Source organism: Paracoccus sp. T5, from assembly GCF_048538155.2.
Lineage (GTDB): Bacteria > Pseudomonadota > Alphaproteobacteria > Rhodobacterales > Rhodobacteraceae > Paracoccus.
Genome location: NZ_JBLWIC020000003.1, coordinates 30,150 through 47,392, shown reverse-complemented (window position 1 = coordinate 47,392; position 17,243 = coordinate 30,150). Strand labels below are relative to the sequence as shown.

The window sequence follows — 17,243 nt, the reverse complement described above, 5'->3', positions numbered from 1 at the left end:
GATCAGGCGCTGCTCGCTCCCATTGCAGGCGCCATCGCCTCGAGATCTGCGACGAGGACCCGAACCAACTCCAGCCCCGCCGGCGAGAGGCGGGGGTGCTTGTAGAACAGTCCGATGCGCAGCGGATCGAGGCGGGGAAAGCCCTCGTCCTCACGCAGCGCGCGCATTCCGGGCAGCAGCGTCGCGCGGGTCAGGGCGGTCACGCAAAGACCGTTGATGACCGCATCCTGAAGCCCTCCGATGCCCGGCCCGCTATAGACCACGTGCCAGCGCCGGGCTACGCCGTCCAACGCGTGGATCATCCGGGTGCGGTATTCGCAGCCCTCAGGATGCGCGCCGAGCGGGACGGGAACAGTTTCCGGCAGGCTGAGGTTCTGCGCCGCGGCCCAGATTGGCTGCTCAGACCAGTGGCGCGACAGATAGGGCATCTGCGGCTCGGACATGACGGCGACGATGACGTCCAGATCGTCGGCCCGAAGCTGCTCGTGCAGCTCGCGGCTAAGGGCGCAGCGGACCTCCAGCTGGACCTCGTCATGTGCCCGGATAAAGCGGGTCAGCGTCGCCTGAAGAAAAGCAGCAGCGTAATCGGTCGGCAGGCCGACACGCAGGACGCCTGTGCGGTGCGAGCGGTGGAAGTAGCTGACCGCCTCGTCGTTGATGCGGACCATCTCGCGCGCGTAGCTCAATAGCGCCTCACCCGCCGGGGTCAGCACAATTGCGCGGCCCTGGTACAGAAGCAGCGGCGCGCGCACCAGTTCTTCGAGCCGGCGGATCTGCAGCGAGATGGCGGGCTGGCTGCGCCCGAGCGCTATTCCGGCCTTGGAATGGCCACCGAGTTCAATGACCGCGATGAAGCTGCGCAGAAGGTCGGTCGGGAGATTGGTCAGCACCGCCATCGGATTTGCTCGGTCAATACAAGGATGCGCCCAATATATTTCATTTATGGCGGAGCAGGAACTCTAGTGAGGGGATGCAATCAAAAGGGAGGTGCGCCATGCCGCAGAAAACAGCATTTGCATCGGAACTGCCCTGGCCGGACTACGACGCGGCCGTCAGCGACGGGGCAACGCCGATGCTGATCCCCATCGGCTCGATGGAGCAGCACGGCCATCACATGCCGCTGCATGTCGACGTCCTTCTGCCGACCGAATTTGCGCGGCGCGCGGCGATCGAGATCGGCGGCCTTGTCGCACCGGCCTTCACCTATGGCTACAAGTCGCACCAGAAATGCGGCGGCGGCAACCATCTGCCGGGCACGACCAGCCTCGATGGTGCGACGCTGGTCGCCGCGCTGCGCGACGTCATCAAGGAGTTTGCCCGCCACGGTGTGCGCAAGATCTGCCTTGTGAATGGTCATTACGAGAATTCGTGGTTCATCATCGAGGGCATTGACCTGGCGCTGCGGGAATTGCGGTGGGACGGGGTCTCGGACATCAAGATCGTGGTGCTGTCCTACTGGGACTTCGTTGGCGAAACGGACATCGCGCGGCTTTATCCCAACGGCTTTCCAGGCTGGGCGCTGGAACATGGCGGCGTGCTGGAAACCTCGCTGATGCTGGCGCTTTATCCGCAGTTCGTTGATCTGGCGCGGGCAGTCGATGTCGCGCCGGCGAGCTTTCCGCCCTATGACGTCTATCCGGTCCGGGCCGACTGGACGCCCGCCGCCGGCACCCTTTCCTCGCCGCGCGAGGCCAGCGCAGAGAAGGGCGATCTGCTGCTGGAGATCTGCACCAAGGGCATCGTCGCGGCGCTGCGTGCCGAGTTCTAGACGGGCGGCAGGACCGCAACAGGAAGCCGGGCGCGCGATGCGGTCCCGGCTTTTTGCTGTTCAAAGCATGGATAGGACGCGGCCAATGCCGCGCCCTGCCGGATCAGTTGCTGGCGCCGCGCGGGGCGGCCAGCCGCTCGTCCCGGCCCTCGAGGATCACTCCACGGGCAATGGCAACGCACATCAGAAGGACAATGATCGAGAAGGGCAGGGCCGCGATGATCGCCGCCGTCTGCAGCGTGCTCAGCGCCGCGCTGCCGCCCGCCAGCAGCAGAACTGCCGCGATCAGCCCCTGGAACACACCCCAGATGATGCGGTGGCGATGCAACGGATGCTCGTTCCCCTCGCTGAGGATGGTGGTGACGACCAGCGTGCCTGAATCGGAGGAAGTGACGAAGTAGGTCATGACAAGGACCGTCCCAAGTATGCCTGCGATCAGGCCGACCACCCCGAGATCCATCGCCTCGAGCGTAGCAAAGAGCGCCATCGATACGTTGCTGCTGACTGTCGCCGAGATCCCGCCCCGGCCAAACAACTCAACCCAGAGCGCGGTCCCGCCATAGGCGGCGATCCAGACGAAGGACAGCAGGGAAGAGACGCCGACGACGCCGACGACGAATTCGCGTATGGTCCGGCCGCGCGAGATGCGGGCGACGAAGACTCCTACGAAGGGCGCCCAGGATACCCACCAGCCCCAGTAGAACGTCGTCCACCAGCCCTGCCACATGTCGCTCCAGCGGCTGGCGCCCTCCGGCACTGCCTCGACATAGAGGTTGAAGGGCACCAGGTTCAGCAGATAACCCGCAGAAGCCTTCAGCAGCGACAGCAGCAGGAACTGCGTCGGTCCCCAGAGGAAGAAAAAGGCCAAAAGCACGATGGTCAGCCACATGTTGATCTGCGACAGCCACTTGATCCCCCGGTCCAGCCCCGACAGGACCGAGCAGAGAGCGATGGCGGTGATCGCTGCGATCAGCGCCATTTGGATCGGCACCGTCATCGGCACGCCCCAGAGATAGTTCAGCCCGGAATTGATCTGCGTGACTCCGAGGCCGAGCGAGGTGGCAATGCCGAAGACGGTCGCGAAGACCGCAATCACGTCGATCATCACCCCAATGCGTCCCTCGACCCGGTCGCCCAGCAATGGATATAGGGTGTAGCGGATCCCGAGCGGCTTCTTCAGCCGGTAGGAGACGAAGGCGAGCGCCAGCGCCACGACGCAGTAGATCGCCCAGGCATTCAATCCCCAGTGGAAGAAGGCGACCTGGAGCGCGGCATCGGCGGCCTCGGGCGTGCCCGTGGCGCCGTTGAACGGCGTGCCGCCCGAGAAGTGGAGCATCGGCTCGGCGATCGACCAGAAGATGATGCCAATGCCTTGGCCTGCGGCATAGAGCATCGCGAACCAAGTGAAGTAACCGTATTTTGGCCGGTCCTCGGGATCGCCGAGCCGCAGGCTGCCATAGCGGCTTGCGGCGATGACGATCAGGAACAGCAGCAGGAAGCCCGCCAGCGCGACGTACCACCAGCTGAAGAAGAAAGTGACAAAGGTGCGCGCGCTATCGATCCAGGCCGCTGAGCGGGCGGGTAGCGCAAGCGTCAGCGCGACGAAGGCGAGGACCACGCCGGCCGAAATCAGCGTGGCGTGCGGATTGACCCCCCTGAAGGGTCCGGTTCTTGTCAGCATCGATATCCTCCGATGTGTTGGCAGTCGGCGGATATCCCGGCCAGCCCGAAACCCGCCCGCGGCCGCGCGCCGTCCCGGGGGCGGGAGCGCGCGGCAAGGCCCGGCGTCGCCGGGCGTCGCCCGAGAGGGTCAGGCAGCCTTGGCGCGGCCTTTGATGATCAGGTGCTCGGGCCCATAGGGAAAGCCGGTGATGTTGCGGTTGCCTTGGTCCTCGATCACCAGGATGTCGTGTTCCCGGTAGCCGCCGGCACCCGGCATGCCTTCGGGAATAGTGATCATCGGCTCCATGCTGACGACCATGCCGGGCTCGAGGACAGTGTCGCAGTCCTCGCGCAGCTCCAGCCCGGCCTCGCGCCCGTAGTAGTGCGACAGGACCCCGAAGCTGTGGCCGTAACCGAAGCTGCGGTACTGCAGCAGGTTCTCGGCGGCATACATCTCGTTCAACTCGGCAGCGATCTCGGAACACCGGGCGCCGGGGACCAGCAGCTCCTTGCCGCGATCATGGACCTTGCAGTTGAACTCCCACAGGCGCAGATGCGTGTCACTGGCCTCTTCCGCAAAAAGCGTGCGCTCCAGTGCGACATAGTAGCCCGCAACCATGGGGAAGCAGTTCAGCGAAAGGATATCCCCGCGCTGGATCTGGCGGGAGGTGACCGGGTTGTGGGCACCATCCGTGTTGATGCCCGACTGGAACCAGGTCCAGGTGTCCAAGAGCTCGCCCTCGGGCCAGGATCTGGCGATCTCGCGAACCATCGTGGCGGTGGAATGCAGGGCAACCTCGTGCTCAGGAACGCCCACTGCGGTCGCCTCGACGCAGGCGGCACCGCCGAGATCAGCGATACGCGCCATCTCGGTGATATGGGTGATCTCTTCGGCAGACTTGATCATCCGCAGGCGCATGGCGGGGGCAGCGATGTCGACGAACGCGACGCCCGGGAACTCGGATTTCAGCTGTGAGAGCAGGTCGATGTTAACGTGGTCGAACTCAATCCCGATGCGGCGGGCCCCCCCTATGATCTGGCGGATCGCGTAGAAGTAGTTGTCTTTTCGCCAGTCGGTATAGGTGAGATTGCCGCCGCCGAAGGTCCTCCGCCAGGGCTGGCCGCCGTCAATCCCGGCGCTGATCGAGGTCGCTTTGTCATGGTCCACGAAGAAGCCGTAGCGCCGTCCGAATTGGCAGTAGAGGAAATCGGCGTAGTAGTTGATGTTGTGATAGGACGTGAACAGCGCCGCATCGACGCCGGTATCGGCCATGTGCGCCCGGATTGCGTCCAGCCGGCGCTGCATCTCGGCGGCCGAGAAGGTGCCCTTGGCTTTCCGGCCATTATTGACGAAATTCTGAAGTCGTTCGCGTTCGGTCATTGCATCCTCTCCTGTGACAGATTGCAGGCAGGATGCGGCCGTGGATGGAGTGCGTCAAAAGAGCAATGCTAATTGCGCGATTTGGTTTTGTAATGGGTTGGCGCATGAGATCATTCGCCGCTGAATGCCCTGGGTGTTTTCGCAGCTTTACTTTGGCGTAACCAAGTCAGTAACACGGTACCTGTCTTCGTCACTGATGCATTTCGAAAGATAGTGTCCCACCGACTGGTGTAAGAGCGCCGACCTCCGGAAAGGTCCGAGTCTGATCAGGTAGCCACGGCGGGCAGCCTGACATTGGGATTGTCGGTGACGCGGGCCAGGGTTTCAAGGCTCATGTATCGTCGTGCGACCGCCCATTCATCGTTGGTTTCCAGCATGAGCGCGCCGACCAAGCGGATGATGGCGCCGTCGTTCGGAAAGATCCCGATAACGTCGGCGCGACGCTTGATCTCGCGGTTCACCCGTTCAAGCGGGTTCGTGGACGCGATCTGCGTCCAGTGCCCGCGCGGGAAGTCCATGTAGACGAGCACGTCGTCGCGGGAGGCGTCCATCATGGCTGCGAGCCTGGGCTGCTTCTCGCGGAGGGCATCGGCGACAACACCCCACTGGGCTTCGGCCTCGGCCTTGGTTTCCTGGGCGAAGATCGTTTTCAACATCGCGGCGACCGCTGCGCGGCTCTTGGCGGGAGCATGCGCCAGTGCATTCCGCATCCAGTGAACGCGACATCTTTGCTGCGACGCGTTGAAGACCCGGCGGGCGGCCGCGCGCAGACCCTTGTGATCGTCCGCGATGACCAGCCTCACGCCGCGCAGCCCGCGGTCGGCGAGGCTGCGGAGAAAGTCGGTCCAGAAGGTCTCCGCTTCAGATGGCCCGGTGGCCACACCCAGCACCTCCCGCTTGCCATCTTCATTCACCGCAACGGCCACTATCACGGCACGGCTGATGATGCGGCCACTTTCCCTGACCTTCAGATAGGTGGCATCCAGCCAAAGATAGGGCCATGCGCCTTCCAGCGGCCGGGTCAGGAAGGCGTTCACCCGTTCATCGATCTCGCCGCAAAGCCGGCTGACCTGGCTCTTGGACATGCCGCCAGCGCCCATGGCCTTCACCAGGTCGTCCACCGAGCGAGTGGAGATGCCTTGGACGTAGGCTTCCTGAATCACCGCCACCAAGGCCTTCTCGGCCGTGCGCCGGGGTTCGAGGAAGCTCGGCAGGTAGCTGCCCTTGCGCAGCTTGGGGATCTCCAGCGCGATCCGACCCGCACGCGTGTCCCAGTCCCGTTCCCGGTATCCGTTGCGCTGCACCTCGCGCAGCGGCGAGCGTGTGCCCTTCGCCGCACCGGTGCGCAGCTCCACCTCCAATTCCATGATCCGGTCGGCCGCGAAGGCTAGCATCTCGCGCACCAGATCCGTGTCAGCCTGCTTCTCGATCAGATCAATCAGTGCCATTCTCTCGTCGGTCATCGTCATCTCCATTTGGTTTAAGGTCTCGCAACCCAAACCATTCCGAAGATCGGCGATGACCACCAGCGTCACCGTCGGCCGCGCGCTATGCTACGCCGGGGCTCCGCGCGCGGCCTCCTACACCAACTGCTGGGACGCGGCCTTTCGAAAGACACTGAGTGCTAATACCCACGGATCAGGTTGATCGCAAAAGCAAACACACCGTCGTATGTGACATAAGACGGTTTACTGAGGTATTATAATACCTCCGATGGGTTCTGTCCTGAAACGCGACAGGCCATAATTTGCTGGGCTTTCGCGGATCGAGGAGTTCACCTGGCATCGCGCCTCCCCCTCTCCGAGCGCTGCATCATTGTGGGCATGCTGCAGCTTGGCGTCGATCGCAGTGCCACCCGGCCGGCATCGCTCGACAACCCACCGCGAGATCGGGTGTAACTTCTGGCACGTTCCGGACGCGACGGTGGCAGCAGTCTACCGGCGACTACAGCATCAGCGATTTGGCCGAGTTCTCTCGGTGTCCCGGCCCACCGCCTATCGCACCCTCAAGCGCCAGCAGACCGCCATTTAGCCATGAAGAAACCCGCCACAAAGCGATGTAGGTCACAAGATGCTCAGCTTTGGGATCGTAAGAAAATCGGAGGTTTTTCTGACAGTGCCTTATCTGCCGTAGGCCGACACGGCATGCTCGTCGATCTAGCGTAAAAAAAGTCATCCACAGGTATCATGCACTAAATATTGTGCAGTGCTTGACATCGATAGTCGACAGGTCGACCTTGCAAGAGGAGGATCAGAACATGCCAGACACTCATATAAAGCCGCGCAAAATCGTCGGTGTTTCGCTCAGTCCGGAGCTGGCCATTGCTGTCAAGGCCGAGGCGGCTGGACGCGATATCACAATCCGCAAGCTCTTTGAGGAAATGTGGGACCTCTACAAAGCAACCAAGAAGATCACCTAATGCCTGTAAATCTCGACAAGCCTCAAAACTGGAAAGCCGATATCGCAGCCTCCGTCGATATGTACAATGACTGGTTTATGCGGTTTGCACCGCAAGCCTTCAGGGAAACCCGGCTCAAGGTAACGAAGGATGTTGAAGCCGCGCTCGCGAACACTGAGAACCTCACCAATATCCGCCCAGAGACGCTACGCCGCTGGCCAGGTGTTCTCCCCACCTTGCGCATGTCTACATGCCCACCTTTAGCCGTGGACCGGATCATCGGTCTGGCAGTGGTATCCACCAATCTTGTCAAGAACCTGGAGATGAACAAGCTTCCTTCGCGGATGGCACAGGCAGAGCTTGACCTTCAGCTGACCAAAATCGGCGATATCATCGAAAAAATGGCGGACCCCGATATTTTTGTTTGGCTTGGCAGAACGGAACCTGCAACAGACGTTGAGAAGCACCGTGCCGCTACCATTGTGGCCGACCGGCTTTGTGGTGCGGTCGCCAACCCGATCATTCGCAACGCGCAGGAGAAGCGTCAGCTTGCCAGTATCAAGACATGGCTGGAAGCAAGAGGCTATCGTCAGCTCACCGGCGGAGACGGTTCACGTTTCAATGCGATGCTACCGGGCACGTTCAGTTTTCGGATGAACGTTCCCGTCAAGCTCGAAGGGGGCCTGACGACGATCAACATCCCCGTTGACGCAGTGATTAAACCTCTCGGTTCCGACCCGGCCGAACTGCCCATCTTCTTCGAGGCAAAGTCGGCAGGGGATTTCACAAATACAAACAAGCGCCGAAAAGAGGAAACCGTGAAGATGGCCCAGCTACGCAGCAACTACGGCGAGAACGTCCGGTTCAACCTGTTCCTCTGCGGGTATTTCGACAGCGGCTATCTGGGCTACGGGGCCTCCGAAGGGATCGATTGGGTATGGGAGCACCGGATCGATGATCTGGCGGAGTTTGGGCTATGAGTAAGATAGAAGCCTTAGAAAAACAACGGCTTGAGCTTCAGGCCCGGCTGGACAGCGGAAAAACAGCGGAGGAGCGCAACCGCCTTGGGCAGTTTGCCACGCCGACTGCCCTTGCACGTGACATTCTGTGCTATGGGATTGATCAACTCCCACCTAGTGAGCCGATCAAGTTTCTGGACCCCGCCATCGGAACCGGTTCATTCTATTCTGCGCTTTGTGCCGTGGCAAAGCCGGATCGTGTAGCTGAAGCGAAAGGCTTCGAGATTGATCCCCATTATGGTAATCCAGCCGCCGCACTTTGGCGGGGCAGCCCCCTTGAGCTGCGCTTCGAGGACTTCACACAAGCGCAGGCACCAGAAGGGCAAGGCAGGGCGAACCTCCTGATCTGCAATCCGCCCTATGTGCGGCATCACCATCTTGATGCAGAAGCAAAGGCCCGCCTTCCGTTTCAGACCGAGCAGGCATGTGGCGTAAGGATCGGCGGCCTCTCTGGCCTTTACTGCTATTTTATGGGCCTTGCACATCCATGGATGGAGCCAGGGGCTATCGCCGGATGGTTGATCCCGAGCGAATTCATGGGCGTGAATTATGGACGCATGCTTAAATCGTACCTTCTGGAGAAGGTAACGCTTCTCCACATTCACCGCTTTGATCCAGCCGATGTGCAGTTTGCCGATGCTCTAGTGTCGTCGGCCGTGGTCTGGATCAAGAACACGCCGCCCCCGCGCGATCACGAGGTCCGCTTTACCTATGGCGGCTCACTTGCTGCGCCCGCCGTAGAGCGTCTGGTCTTGGCATCGGAGCTCACACATGAGCGAAAATGGACGCGCTACCCACAAGCCGAAGCCGCAAGCGTCCGATCTGAGATCACCCTTGGCGATCTGTTCGACGTAAAGCGTGGCCTTGCCACCGGCGACAACAGCTTCTTTGTCATGGACGAGGCGCAGATCGAGGCCCGGCATCTGCCGATGGAGATGTTCCGGCCGCTTCTTCCTGGTAGCCGCTATCTGCCAGAGGATGAAATCAAGGCCGATGAAAAAGGCTGGCCAGCCCTCGACAAGCAGCTTTTCCTTCTCGATCCTCGCATCAGCGACGACGAGATTGAGCGGCGCTTTCCCACCCTCAAAGCCTATCTCGACACGGGAAAGACCGGAGAGAAGCCCGTTGCGGAAGGGTATCTTTGCCGATCGCGGCGGCCGTGGTACACCCAGGAAAATCGCCCGCCAGCACCGATCATTTGCACTTACATGGGCAGGAGCCGAGCTGGAGGGAAGCCGTTCCGCTTCATCCTCAATCACTCCCAGGCGACCGCTCTCAATACCTATCTCATGCTTTACCCGAAGCCGGCCCTTGCACGTTTCATGCAAGACAATCCTGAAGCACTGCGCACGGCATGGACGTTCTTGAACGAGATAGACACCGACGAGCTCCTCGGGCATGGCAGGGTCTATGGCGGCGGCCTGCACAAACTGGAGCCAAAAGAGCTCCGGGGCTTTCCGGCGCATGATCTCATCAACAAACTGCAAGGCATCGACATAGCGTGGCAGGGTTCATTCTTCCCAACCCGCGCGGTCGCGTGAAGTGTGGTCGCTATGAGTGCTGACGCCTACCTCCGGTCCATCCTCTTGCGTGAGGCAGTAGATACTGGACTTACCTTGCCGGTTCGAAGCGTAATAGGAGCGTTGAGGCCAGCTATTGTACAATGGTCAGGGGGCTATCTTGCGGACCTGTCTCCGAGCGGATCATTTGCAAAGGGCACAGCCAACAAAAGCGGCACCGATATCGATATTTTTGTCTCCCTTGCACACAACACGCCTGAGACCCTGAAGGATATTTACACAAAGCTTTTTCAGAGAATGACGGAGTTGGGGTACAAGCCCAAGGCCCAGAACGTCTCGATCAACATCACCGTGAACGGCTATGATGTCGATTTGGTCCCCGCTAAGCGTCAAGACTTCTACAGCCACGATCACAGCCTCTATCGCCGGAAGGCCGATACATGGACCAAGACTAACGTCGCGACGCACATCAACTATATATCTCAAAGCGGACGCGTTTCCGAAGCGCGTCTTATCAAGCTCTGGCGGAACCAAAAGGGGCTGGATTTTCCATCGTTCTATTTGGAGCTCGCTGTCATCAACGCCCTTGCCGGGACGTACGGTACGCTAGCGCAGAATGTTCTGACAGTATTGCGGTATCTTCGCGACACGTTCCCGGCCGCCCGTATCATCGATCCGGCCAATACCAACAACATCATCTCCGAGGACCTTACGGCGGCCGAGAAGGGTAAAGTGAAGGCAGCGGCCGAGCGTGCCCTTGCCGCAAAGACGTGGGGAGAGATCATTGCATGAGCGGATGGTCCCTTCCCGCGCTTCTGGCTGGCTTGCACGATGACATCGAGCGGCGGCTAGCGACAGCACGAAAAGCCTTCGCGCATCCTGTCACAAAAGGGGATGCCAGCGAACGAGTCTGGCTTGAGCTTCTGAAGACCTATCTCCCGCAGAGATATCAGGCCGAAACCGCTCATGTGGTCGATAGCACGGGGGCCTTCAGCCAGCAGATCGATATCGTCATTTTCGACCGCCAGTATTCCCCTTTTATATTTCATTTCGAAGGGCAAATTATTGTCCCGGCCGAAAGTATCTATGCGGTGTTTGAGGCCAAGCAATCGATAAACGCTGGTCAAGTTGCCTATGCACAGGAAAAGGTCGCGAGCGTTCGGGGCCTGCACCGCACAAGTCTTCCGATCCCGCATGCGGGCGGTATGTTTGATCCGAAGCCTCTGGCATCGATCTTGGGTGGTTTGTTGACTTTTGAAAGTGACTGGAACCCTCCTCTTGGGAAAGCCTTGGAAGATGGTCTCATGGCCGGTGAACCGTCAGGTCGGCTTGATATAGGCTGCATTGCAGCTCATGGCGGATTCATCCTCAATCCATCCGGCTCCTATACTTTGAGCAAGCAGGGCAAGCCTGCCGCTGCATTCCTTCTAGAACTGATCGCACAGCTCCAGAGCAAGGCAACAGTTCCCATGATCGATATTCGTGCCTATGCGCGCTGGTTGACCAAGTAACGCACAGTGCGTGTTCCTTCTTTGTACCGGGGCTAATTTGTGGTATATCTAGGGGTATGAACCGATTCCGGCACACCATATGGAGAACGTGACCATGGCGAAGAGCGGAAGCAAGAGCGGCGGCGGCAATGGGCCGCGCACGGTGAACAAGAGCGCTGCTACAGGGAAATTCGTGTCCAACAAGACAGTCGCGAGCAGTCCGAAGACAACCTACAAGCAGACAACCAAACCCTGCAAGTGACCGGCCATGAAAGACTTGCGGTTCCGCCAGCTTGAAAAATACCGCGTTGGCGGAACACGTGATCGGATGCAGCTTTCGCTTCCCGTGCCGAAAAGCCCGTCCGGCAAGATCTATCAGTATTCTCCGAATCCCAACGCCACGCCGCGCTTGTTCCTGATTGGTGAAGCGCCAGAGGACCGTTCCATCGTCGAGGAGCATCGGCCCCGCATCCGGCGAGAGCCCGGACCAGGGCAGACGGTCTGCCCGTATTCCGGTCATGTTGCCGAGGATGAAGCGTTCACTCATGCCGATGACATCGAGGCCGTGAAAAAGCACGCCCTCTGGATGGCAGAAAATGACGTGAACAGCTTCCTTGGCGATTGGGCCAAGAACTTCAACCGGAAGCAGCCGCGCGGCAGTTTCATCACGATGAAAATGGAGCACAAGCCGCGCCGCCGCCCGAAACCGCTGGCGATCCGGGAAGACTTGCTCCGTAGCCTTGGGTGCAATGTCTGCGCCCGTGCCTATGGCGTCTACGCACTTGCGCTGTTCTGCTCAGATTGCGGATCACCGAATGTCGCGCTGCATTTTCGACGCGAGATCGAGCTTGTTCAGGAGCAGATCGCCCTGGCCGACGAACTCGACACGCAGGGTAGGGGAGAGATTGCCTACCGCATCATGGGCAACGCCCATGAAGATGTACTCACCGCCTTTGAGGCGACGCTCAAGACAGTACACGCGCATCTTGTGCGTACCCACCTGCCAGAGCAGCTTGAGAAGCTTACCGGGAAGAAGGCTGTCGGCAATGCCTTTCAGAATGTCGAACGCGGTCGCGAGGTATTTGCCAAGATTGGCCTGGACCCATTCGACCGCCTTGACGCTGTGGAGATCGATCATATCCGCTTAAATATCCAGAAGCGCCATGTTCTCGGCCACAATCTTGGCATAGCCGATGAGCACTACGCCCGCTTCGCCGAAGATCATGAGCCCGGCGAGACCATAACACTGATCGGCGAAGACATCAGGCGCTTTGCCGAGCTCTGCTTCAGGGTTGTGGAACACTTGGAAGACAGCCTTATACCCGGTGTTGGCCTCTCACTTTCATAAAAAGAAAGAATGATTTCATGCAAAAAATTTCAACTCAGGAGCTGGCAAAGAAGAAACCAAGCGCCAGTTGCTGTGATTGCGGTAAGGGAGCAGCAGAGTCCGGTTCGGAAACCTCGACGATCCAAGGCGGAAACGCCCGGTGCCCCAGATGCTCGCGCAATGAGAGTCTTTATTGAGATTTCCGCCGTAGTCGCTTGGCCAAATGCCCCTTATCCGCTCCTTTGCAGAACGGCTTGCAGGTCCGCGAAATCGACCCCCACAAGCGACAGCTCAAGACCCTCAGCGGCCTCACGCCCTACGAATACATCTGCAAGATCTGGACATCCGAGCCAGACAGATTCATCGTAACCCAATCCACTAGATGCCGGGATTGAACACCTAGGCTGCAGGTTAGTCACCATGGCACTTCAATCGCGCTTAGGAGCGGAAGCCGCCCGAGTGTTTCGAGGGTTCGTCATTGAACCATAGGGCAAGCCACTGATCGCGAGTCACAATACAGACGGATGATGCATAAATCGGCCTTATGCAGTGTTGATGACATTCTGGTCATGCTGACATGAGGCGATCTCTACAGCTGTGAGGCCCACCGGGGATGATGCTCATCCACGACGAAGGGGTGGGCGTGGCGGCGTGTCCCCTGCAGATGCGGATGATCGAGCGGAAGGTTGTGGTGGGTGTGTTCCAAGATCTCTGCATCATCGCTCGGCCAGAGCCGAAGGGCAGCCAGGAGGCCCATCACGGCCAGCGCTGCGAGAACGCCGAGTGCTGCAATAGGGCCGAACCGGCTCATCAGCCACCCAGACAGCGGATAGGCAAGCAGCCAGCAGGCGTGGCTCAGCGCGAACTGCGCGGCAAAAAGTGCGGGACGGTCCTCGGCATGAGCCGAGCGTCGAAGAAGTCGCCCGGACGGCGTCAGGACGGCGGAATATCCAAGCCCCACAAAGAACCAGGCACCCAGCAGCATCGGCCAGGTCAGCCCGAGGGCAGCAATCGTCCCGGCCAGCCCCAAGAGCGTCAGCACCATCAGAATGGCCCCGCCCACCATCACCGGGCGATCTGACATCCTGTCCAGGACCCGTGGCAAAAGCAGGGCCGCAATCATCGAGCCGGCCCCGAAGGCAAGCAATGTCCAGGCGAGGGCGGAGGCATCCAGCCCAAGCGTGCCCCGCACAAGCGCGACCGAATTGACCAGCACCATGGCCCCCGCAGCCGCAGCAGCCATGTTCAACGCCAGCAACCCGCGCAGACGCGGCGTGGCCAGGTAGATGCGGATGCCGCGGGTGGTGCGGTCATAGATGCCGCGCGGCTCGGAGGGTTTTGGGCTGGGCAGCATGACCGAGAGGACCAGTGCCGCAGACGCAGCGAACCCGATCATGGTGCCAAAGAAGAGCGAGTTGTAGCTGACGGCAGCCAACAGCAGGCCGGCCAGCATCGGGCTGACGATGTTTTCCACATCATAGGCCAGTCGCGACAGCGAGAGCGCTCGGGTATAGCGGGCCTCGTCCGGCAGCACGTCGGGAATGGTTGCCTGAAAGGTCGGCGTAAAGGCGGCGGAGGCCGATTGCAGCACGAAAATGAGGACGTAGACCTGCCAGATCTCGGTGACGAAGGGCAGGCAGAGGGCGACAGCGGCCCGCACAAGATCCAGTGCTACGAGGAAGGCCCGGCGTGGAACCCGATTGGCAAAGGCGCCCGCGATGGGGGCAATGCCCACATAGGCCACCATTTTGATGGTGAAGACGGTGCCCAGCACCATGGCCGCATTGTCACCCGCCAGGTCGAAGGCCAGAAGCCCAAGCGCCACCGTGGCAAGCCCGGTGCCCAGAAGCGCCACCACCTGCGCCGCAAAGAGGTGGCGGTAGGTGCGGTCGGCAAGGACGTCCAGCATGGCGCAACCTCAGAGGTATCGGGTAATGGCCTTCATCTCGTCGCGATCATCGACCGAATGATCTGCGTCCAGACAATGATCAATATGATCGTGGATGAGAGCCCGCTTGGCATTGATGACGGCCTTCTCGACCGCTTGCAGCTGGTGGGCGATATCAAGGCAGGGTTTTCCGGCCTCGATCATCTCGATCACCGCCCGCAAGTGGCCGTCGGCACGTTTCAGCCGGGTAACCAGGGCAGGGTGGCTTGCGTGAACATGCGGGTGTGACATACAGTCAGGCTATCCCCCCCGAGGGGATGAAACAAGACGGCGCGATCAGCGTGCCGCGAACGAGCGGGCAGGGCAGGTGGGTGAAGCACGTGCGGACCTTTGTGCAAAGCGCACTTGCAGCGGTCCTCTGCCTGTCGTTGGTGGTGTGGTCCCTCGCACCGAGTGCCAGCCATGCCCCTTCAGTCTTCGAGGTGGTGGCAGAGCATACCGACATGATCGCCGATCATGGCCACTCCCACGGGTTCGAAGAGGATCTGTTCTGGGTGCTTCACGGTCACAGCCATGATGTGGCCGACCATGATCACAGTCAGGCCATGCTTGTCCCCGGCGCCGGTTCGCACCCGCCGATGGCTTATCGCGACACATTCCGGCTGCGTGCGTCATGGGACGGACCGCAGCGGGTTTATCTGATCGAGCGACCTCCGCGGGCCTGATCGATGCCGCCACCGCGCGGCCTTCACTCGATCAGACAGACCATACCGGAGACCTTTCCATGCCCTCGACTTCGAGGGTCCTGCGCGCCCTGGCACCACGCCAGCCGGTCGCGCTGGCCCTGATCCTGCTGGCGGCAGTCCTGCTGACCGCAGCCCAAGCCCTTGCCCATAACGTCACCGCCGGTGACGCGGGTTATATCCAGGAAATCTGGGGGGTGCAGATCATCCCCTTCATCTACCTCGGCGCCAAGCACATGATGACCGGCTACGACCACATCCTGTTCCTGCTGGGCGTGGTGTTCTTCCTTTACCGAATGAAGGACGTCGGCATCTATGTCAGCCTGTTCGCCATCGGCCATTCGGTCACGATGCTTCTCGGCGTGTGGTATGGCTGGGGCATCAACGCCTACATCATCGACGCGATCATCGGCCTGTCCGTGGTCTACAAGGCGCTGGACAACCTCGGCGCCTACCAGAAATGGTTCGGGCTCCAGCCGAATACCAAGGTCGCCACGCTGATCTTCGGGCTGTTCCACGGCACGGGCTTGGCCACCAAGATCCTTGACTATGACATCCCGCAGGACGGGCTGCTGGCCAACCTGCTGGCCTTCAACGTCGGCGTCGAGGTCGGCCAGTTGCTGGCCCTGGCCGTGATTTTGATCGTCATGGGCTACTGGCGCCGCAGCCCGAACTTTCTGCGCCAGGCCACCATCGCCAACGTGGTGATGATGGGCCTCGGCATCTGGCTGACCTTCAACCAGGTCGCCGGCTACATCGCTTCAACCTGAAGACAGATTGGATAGTCCCATGCACAATGCACCCAAGCCCAACCTCGAAGACTTGCCCACCAGGGCGCAACTGCGCCGCGCCAGCATTCTGGCCGGTATCGGTGCGGCGGTGATCGCGGCCACCGTTTATCTGCCCGCCGAATACGGCATCGACCCGACCGGGATCGGCCACGTCACCGGCCTGACCGAAATGGGCGAGATCAAAATGCAGCTGGCCGTGGAGGCTGAGGCCGACCGCCTGCTGGACGAGCAGCGCGGTCAGGACCAGTCTTCCAGCGTTCTGGACAGCATGCTTGGCCTGTTCATCGGCACGGCCCATGCGCAGGAGGCACAGGACACCTGGAGGGACACCGTGACCTTCACGCTGGAGCCGGGTGACACCGCCGAGATCAAGATGACGATGAAGGCCGGAGACGAGGCCGAATATACGTGGACCGCCGAAGGCGGCCGGGTCAACTTCGACCTCCACGCCCATAGCGGCGGCGAGTCCATCGACTACGAGCGCGGCAGCGGCGCGACGGACGGCGAGGGCAGCATCGAAGCGCCCTTCGACGGCGATCATGGCTGGTTCTGGCGGAACCGCGACAGCACGCCCATCAACATGACGATCCAGGTGCGCGGCGACTACAGCGCCATCGTCGAGACCTACTGAGCCTTGGGCAGCCATTCGCGTTCATAGCCGCGAATGGCGGTCTTTTCACTTCTGCATTTTCTGCTGCCCTACACCTGAGGAGAGACGAAATGCCGGTAGCAAGATCCTGCTGAAACGGTAACATTCGTGCGCGAGCCGCTCAAAATGCATTGATGTCGAACTTTGACCTTAATACACATCGCTCATGATCCACGTCCTGCGCCAGCTGGCTATGCTCTTCGTCGTGACCCTGGTCACGATGGGCATCACCGTGGCTGCTGGCAACGCATCGATGGATCTGAAATGCGAGATGATGCTGACAGCCGCGTCCGCTCAAGGGTTCGACAGTCATGCCGAGCATTCCGCACATGAGGGTTCAGATCACGCGTCGCCAAGAACCGTTCTTGTCGAAGACCATGTCCATGACGAAGACACATCCTCCGAAGGACACGGGTCGCACTGCAAGGCCCATGCCTGTCCCGCGACCGCGTTCCTGGCATCCAGCGATGTGGTCCAAGCCTTTCTGATCAGCCAGACTCTTGATGCTGTCAGCACGGCCCCGCTGGTGGAACTGACCGTCTGCGAAGGACTGCGCCGCCCTCCGCGGGTTTGATCCGAACGTTGCAAGCTGTAGCCTGACAGGCTG

Annotated in this window: 17 protein-coding genes and 1 pseudogene; 12 read left to right on the top strand and 6 right to left on the bottom strand. The window is 60.5% G+C overall.

Annotation, left to right across the window (positions count from 1 at the left end; genetic code table 11):
* Positions 1-2 precede the first annotated feature (2 nt).
* Complete coding sequence (locus tag ACNR9W_RS17720; RefSeq protein WP_419270750.1) at positions 3-896, bottom strand: LysR substrate-binding domain-containing protein; 894 nt, start codon at positions 894-896, stop codon at positions 3-5.
* 98 nt (positions 897-994) lie between these two features.
* Here ACNR9W_RS17720 and ACNR9W_RS17715 point away from each other — a divergent pair, with 98 nt between their 5' ends.
* On the top strand, positions 995-1,768 hold the full coding sequence (locus tag ACNR9W_RS17715) for a creatininase (protein WP_419270748.1): 774 nt from the start codon (positions 995-997) through the stop codon (positions 1,766-1,768).
* Between the two features lie 103 nt (positions 1,769-1,871).
* Here ACNR9W_RS17715 and ACNR9W_RS17710 read toward each other — a convergent pair whose 3' ends face one another.
* From ACNR9W_RS17710 to ACNR9W_RS17700, 3 genes are all read right to left on the bottom strand, one after another.
* Positions 1,872-3,449: a BCCT family transporter gene (locus tag ACNR9W_RS17710; protein WP_419270746.1), complete on the bottom strand. Its 1,578-nt coding sequence runs from the start codon at positions 3,447-3,449 to the stop codon at positions 1,872-1,874.
* Positions 3,450-3,578: 129 nt separating this feature from the next.
* Entirely contained in the window at positions 3,579-4,811 is a 1,233-nt protein-coding gene (locus ACNR9W_RS17705; RefSeq protein WP_419270744.1) for an aminopeptidase P family protein, read from the bottom strand.
* Between the two features lie 266 nt (positions 4,812-5,077).
* Complete coding sequence (locus ACNR9W_RS17700; RefSeq protein ID WP_419270953.1) at positions 5,078-6,274, bottom strand: IS256 family transposase; 1,197 nt, start codon at positions 6,272-6,274, stop codon at positions 5,078-5,080.
* Between the two features lie 794 nt (positions 6,275-7,068).
* Here ACNR9W_RS17700 and ACNR9W_RS17695 point away from each other — a divergent pair.
* The 7 genes and pseudogenes from ACNR9W_RS17695 to ACNR9W_RS17665 all read left to right on the top strand — a co-directional run.
* Positions 7,069-7,230 carry a hypothetical protein gene (locus ACNR9W_RS17695; RefSeq protein ID WP_419270742.1) on the top strand — a complete coding sequence of 54 codons (162 nt, stop codon included), beginning with the start codon at positions 7,069-7,071 and terminating at the stop codon, positions 7,228-7,230.
* The gene (locus tag ACNR9W_RS17690) at positions 7,230-8,189 is read left to right on the top strand and encodes a XamI family restriction endonuclease (protein ID WP_419270740.1); all 960 of its coding nucleotides are present in this window, start codon (positions 7,230-7,232) and stop codon (positions 8,187-8,189) included. Before ACNR9W_RS17695 ends, ACNR9W_RS17690 begins: the two co-directional genes overlap by 1 nt.
* The gene (locus tag ACNR9W_RS17685; RefSeq protein WP_419270738.1) at positions 8,186-9,769 is read left to right on the top strand and encodes an Eco57I restriction-modification methylase domain-containing protein; all 1,584 of its coding nucleotides are present in this window, start codon (positions 8,186-8,188) and stop codon (positions 9,767-9,769) included. The genes ACNR9W_RS17690 and ACNR9W_RS17685 overlap by 4 nt, the downstream gene beginning before the upstream one ends.
* A 12-nt stretch (positions 9,770-9,781) precedes the next feature.
* Entirely contained in the window at positions 9,782-10,540 is a 759-nt protein-coding gene (locus ACNR9W_RS17680; protein ID WP_419270736.1) for a nucleotidyltransferase domain-containing protein, read from the top strand.
* A complete protein-coding gene (locus ACNR9W_RS17675) occupies positions 10,537-11,259 on the top strand; it encodes a DUF6602 domain-containing protein (RefSeq protein WP_419270734.1) in 723 nt (240 codons plus the stop codon). The genes ACNR9W_RS17680 and ACNR9W_RS17675 overlap by 4 nt, the downstream gene beginning before the upstream one ends.
* Positions 11,260-11,566: 307 nt before the next feature.
* On the top strand, positions 11,567-12,586 hold the full coding sequence (locus ACNR9W_RS17670; protein WP_419270732.1) for a hypothetical protein: 1,020 nt from the start codon (positions 11,567-11,569) through the stop codon (positions 12,584-12,586).
* Between the two features lie 263 nt (positions 12,587-12,849).
* Positions 12,850-12,947: pseudogene (locus tag ACNR9W_RS17665) on the top strand (IS481 family transposase); the annotation flags it as partial.
* A gap of 207 nt (positions 12,948-13,154) precedes the next feature.
* Here ACNR9W_RS17665 and ACNR9W_RS17660 read toward each other — a convergent pair.
* Together ACNR9W_RS17660 and ACNR9W_RS17655 are read right to left on the bottom strand one after the other, a co-directional pair.
* The gene (locus tag ACNR9W_RS17660; protein WP_458478850.1) at positions 13,155-14,474 is read right to left on the bottom strand and encodes an MFS transporter; all 1,320 of its coding nucleotides are present in this window, start codon (positions 14,472-14,474) and stop codon (positions 13,155-13,157) included.
* 9 nt (positions 14,475-14,483) lie between these two features.
* The gene (locus ACNR9W_RS17655; RefSeq protein WP_419271714.1) at positions 14,484-14,744 is read right to left on the bottom strand and encodes a metal-sensing transcriptional repressor; all 261 of its coding nucleotides are present in this window, start codon (positions 14,742-14,744) and stop codon (positions 14,484-14,486) included.
* A 26-nt stretch (positions 14,745-14,770) separates the two neighbouring features.
* Here ACNR9W_RS17655 and ACNR9W_RS17650 point away from each other — a divergent pair, with 26 nt between their 5' ends.
* The 4 genes from ACNR9W_RS17650 to ACNR9W_RS17635 all read left to right on the top strand — a co-directional run bounded on the left by ACNR9W_RS17650 (position 14,771) and on the right by ACNR9W_RS17635 (position 17,210).
* The gene (locus ACNR9W_RS17650) at positions 14,771-15,178 is read left to right on the top strand and encodes a hypothetical protein (RefSeq protein WP_458478843.1); all 408 of its coding nucleotides are present in this window, start codon (positions 14,771-14,773) and stop codon (positions 15,176-15,178) included.
* 59 nt (positions 15,179-15,237) lie between these two features.
* Positions 15,238-15,966, top strand: a complete 729-nt coding sequence (locus ACNR9W_RS17645) for a HupE/UreJ family protein (RefSeq protein ID WP_458478844.1) — start codon at positions 15,238-15,240, stop codon at positions 15,964-15,966.
* Positions 15,967-15,985: 19 nt separating this feature from the next.
* Complete coding sequence (locus tag ACNR9W_RS17640) at positions 15,986-16,618, top strand: transmembrane anchor protein (protein WP_419271733.1); 633 nt, start codon at positions 15,986-15,988, stop codon at positions 16,616-16,618.
* A gap of 184 nt (positions 16,619-16,802) precedes the next feature.
* Positions 16,803-17,210, top strand: coding sequence for a hypothetical protein (locus tag ACNR9W_RS17635; RefSeq protein WP_419271504.1), 408 nt, complete (start codon positions 16,803-16,805; stop codon positions 17,208-17,210).
* Positions 17,211-17,243: the final 33 nt, after the last annotated feature.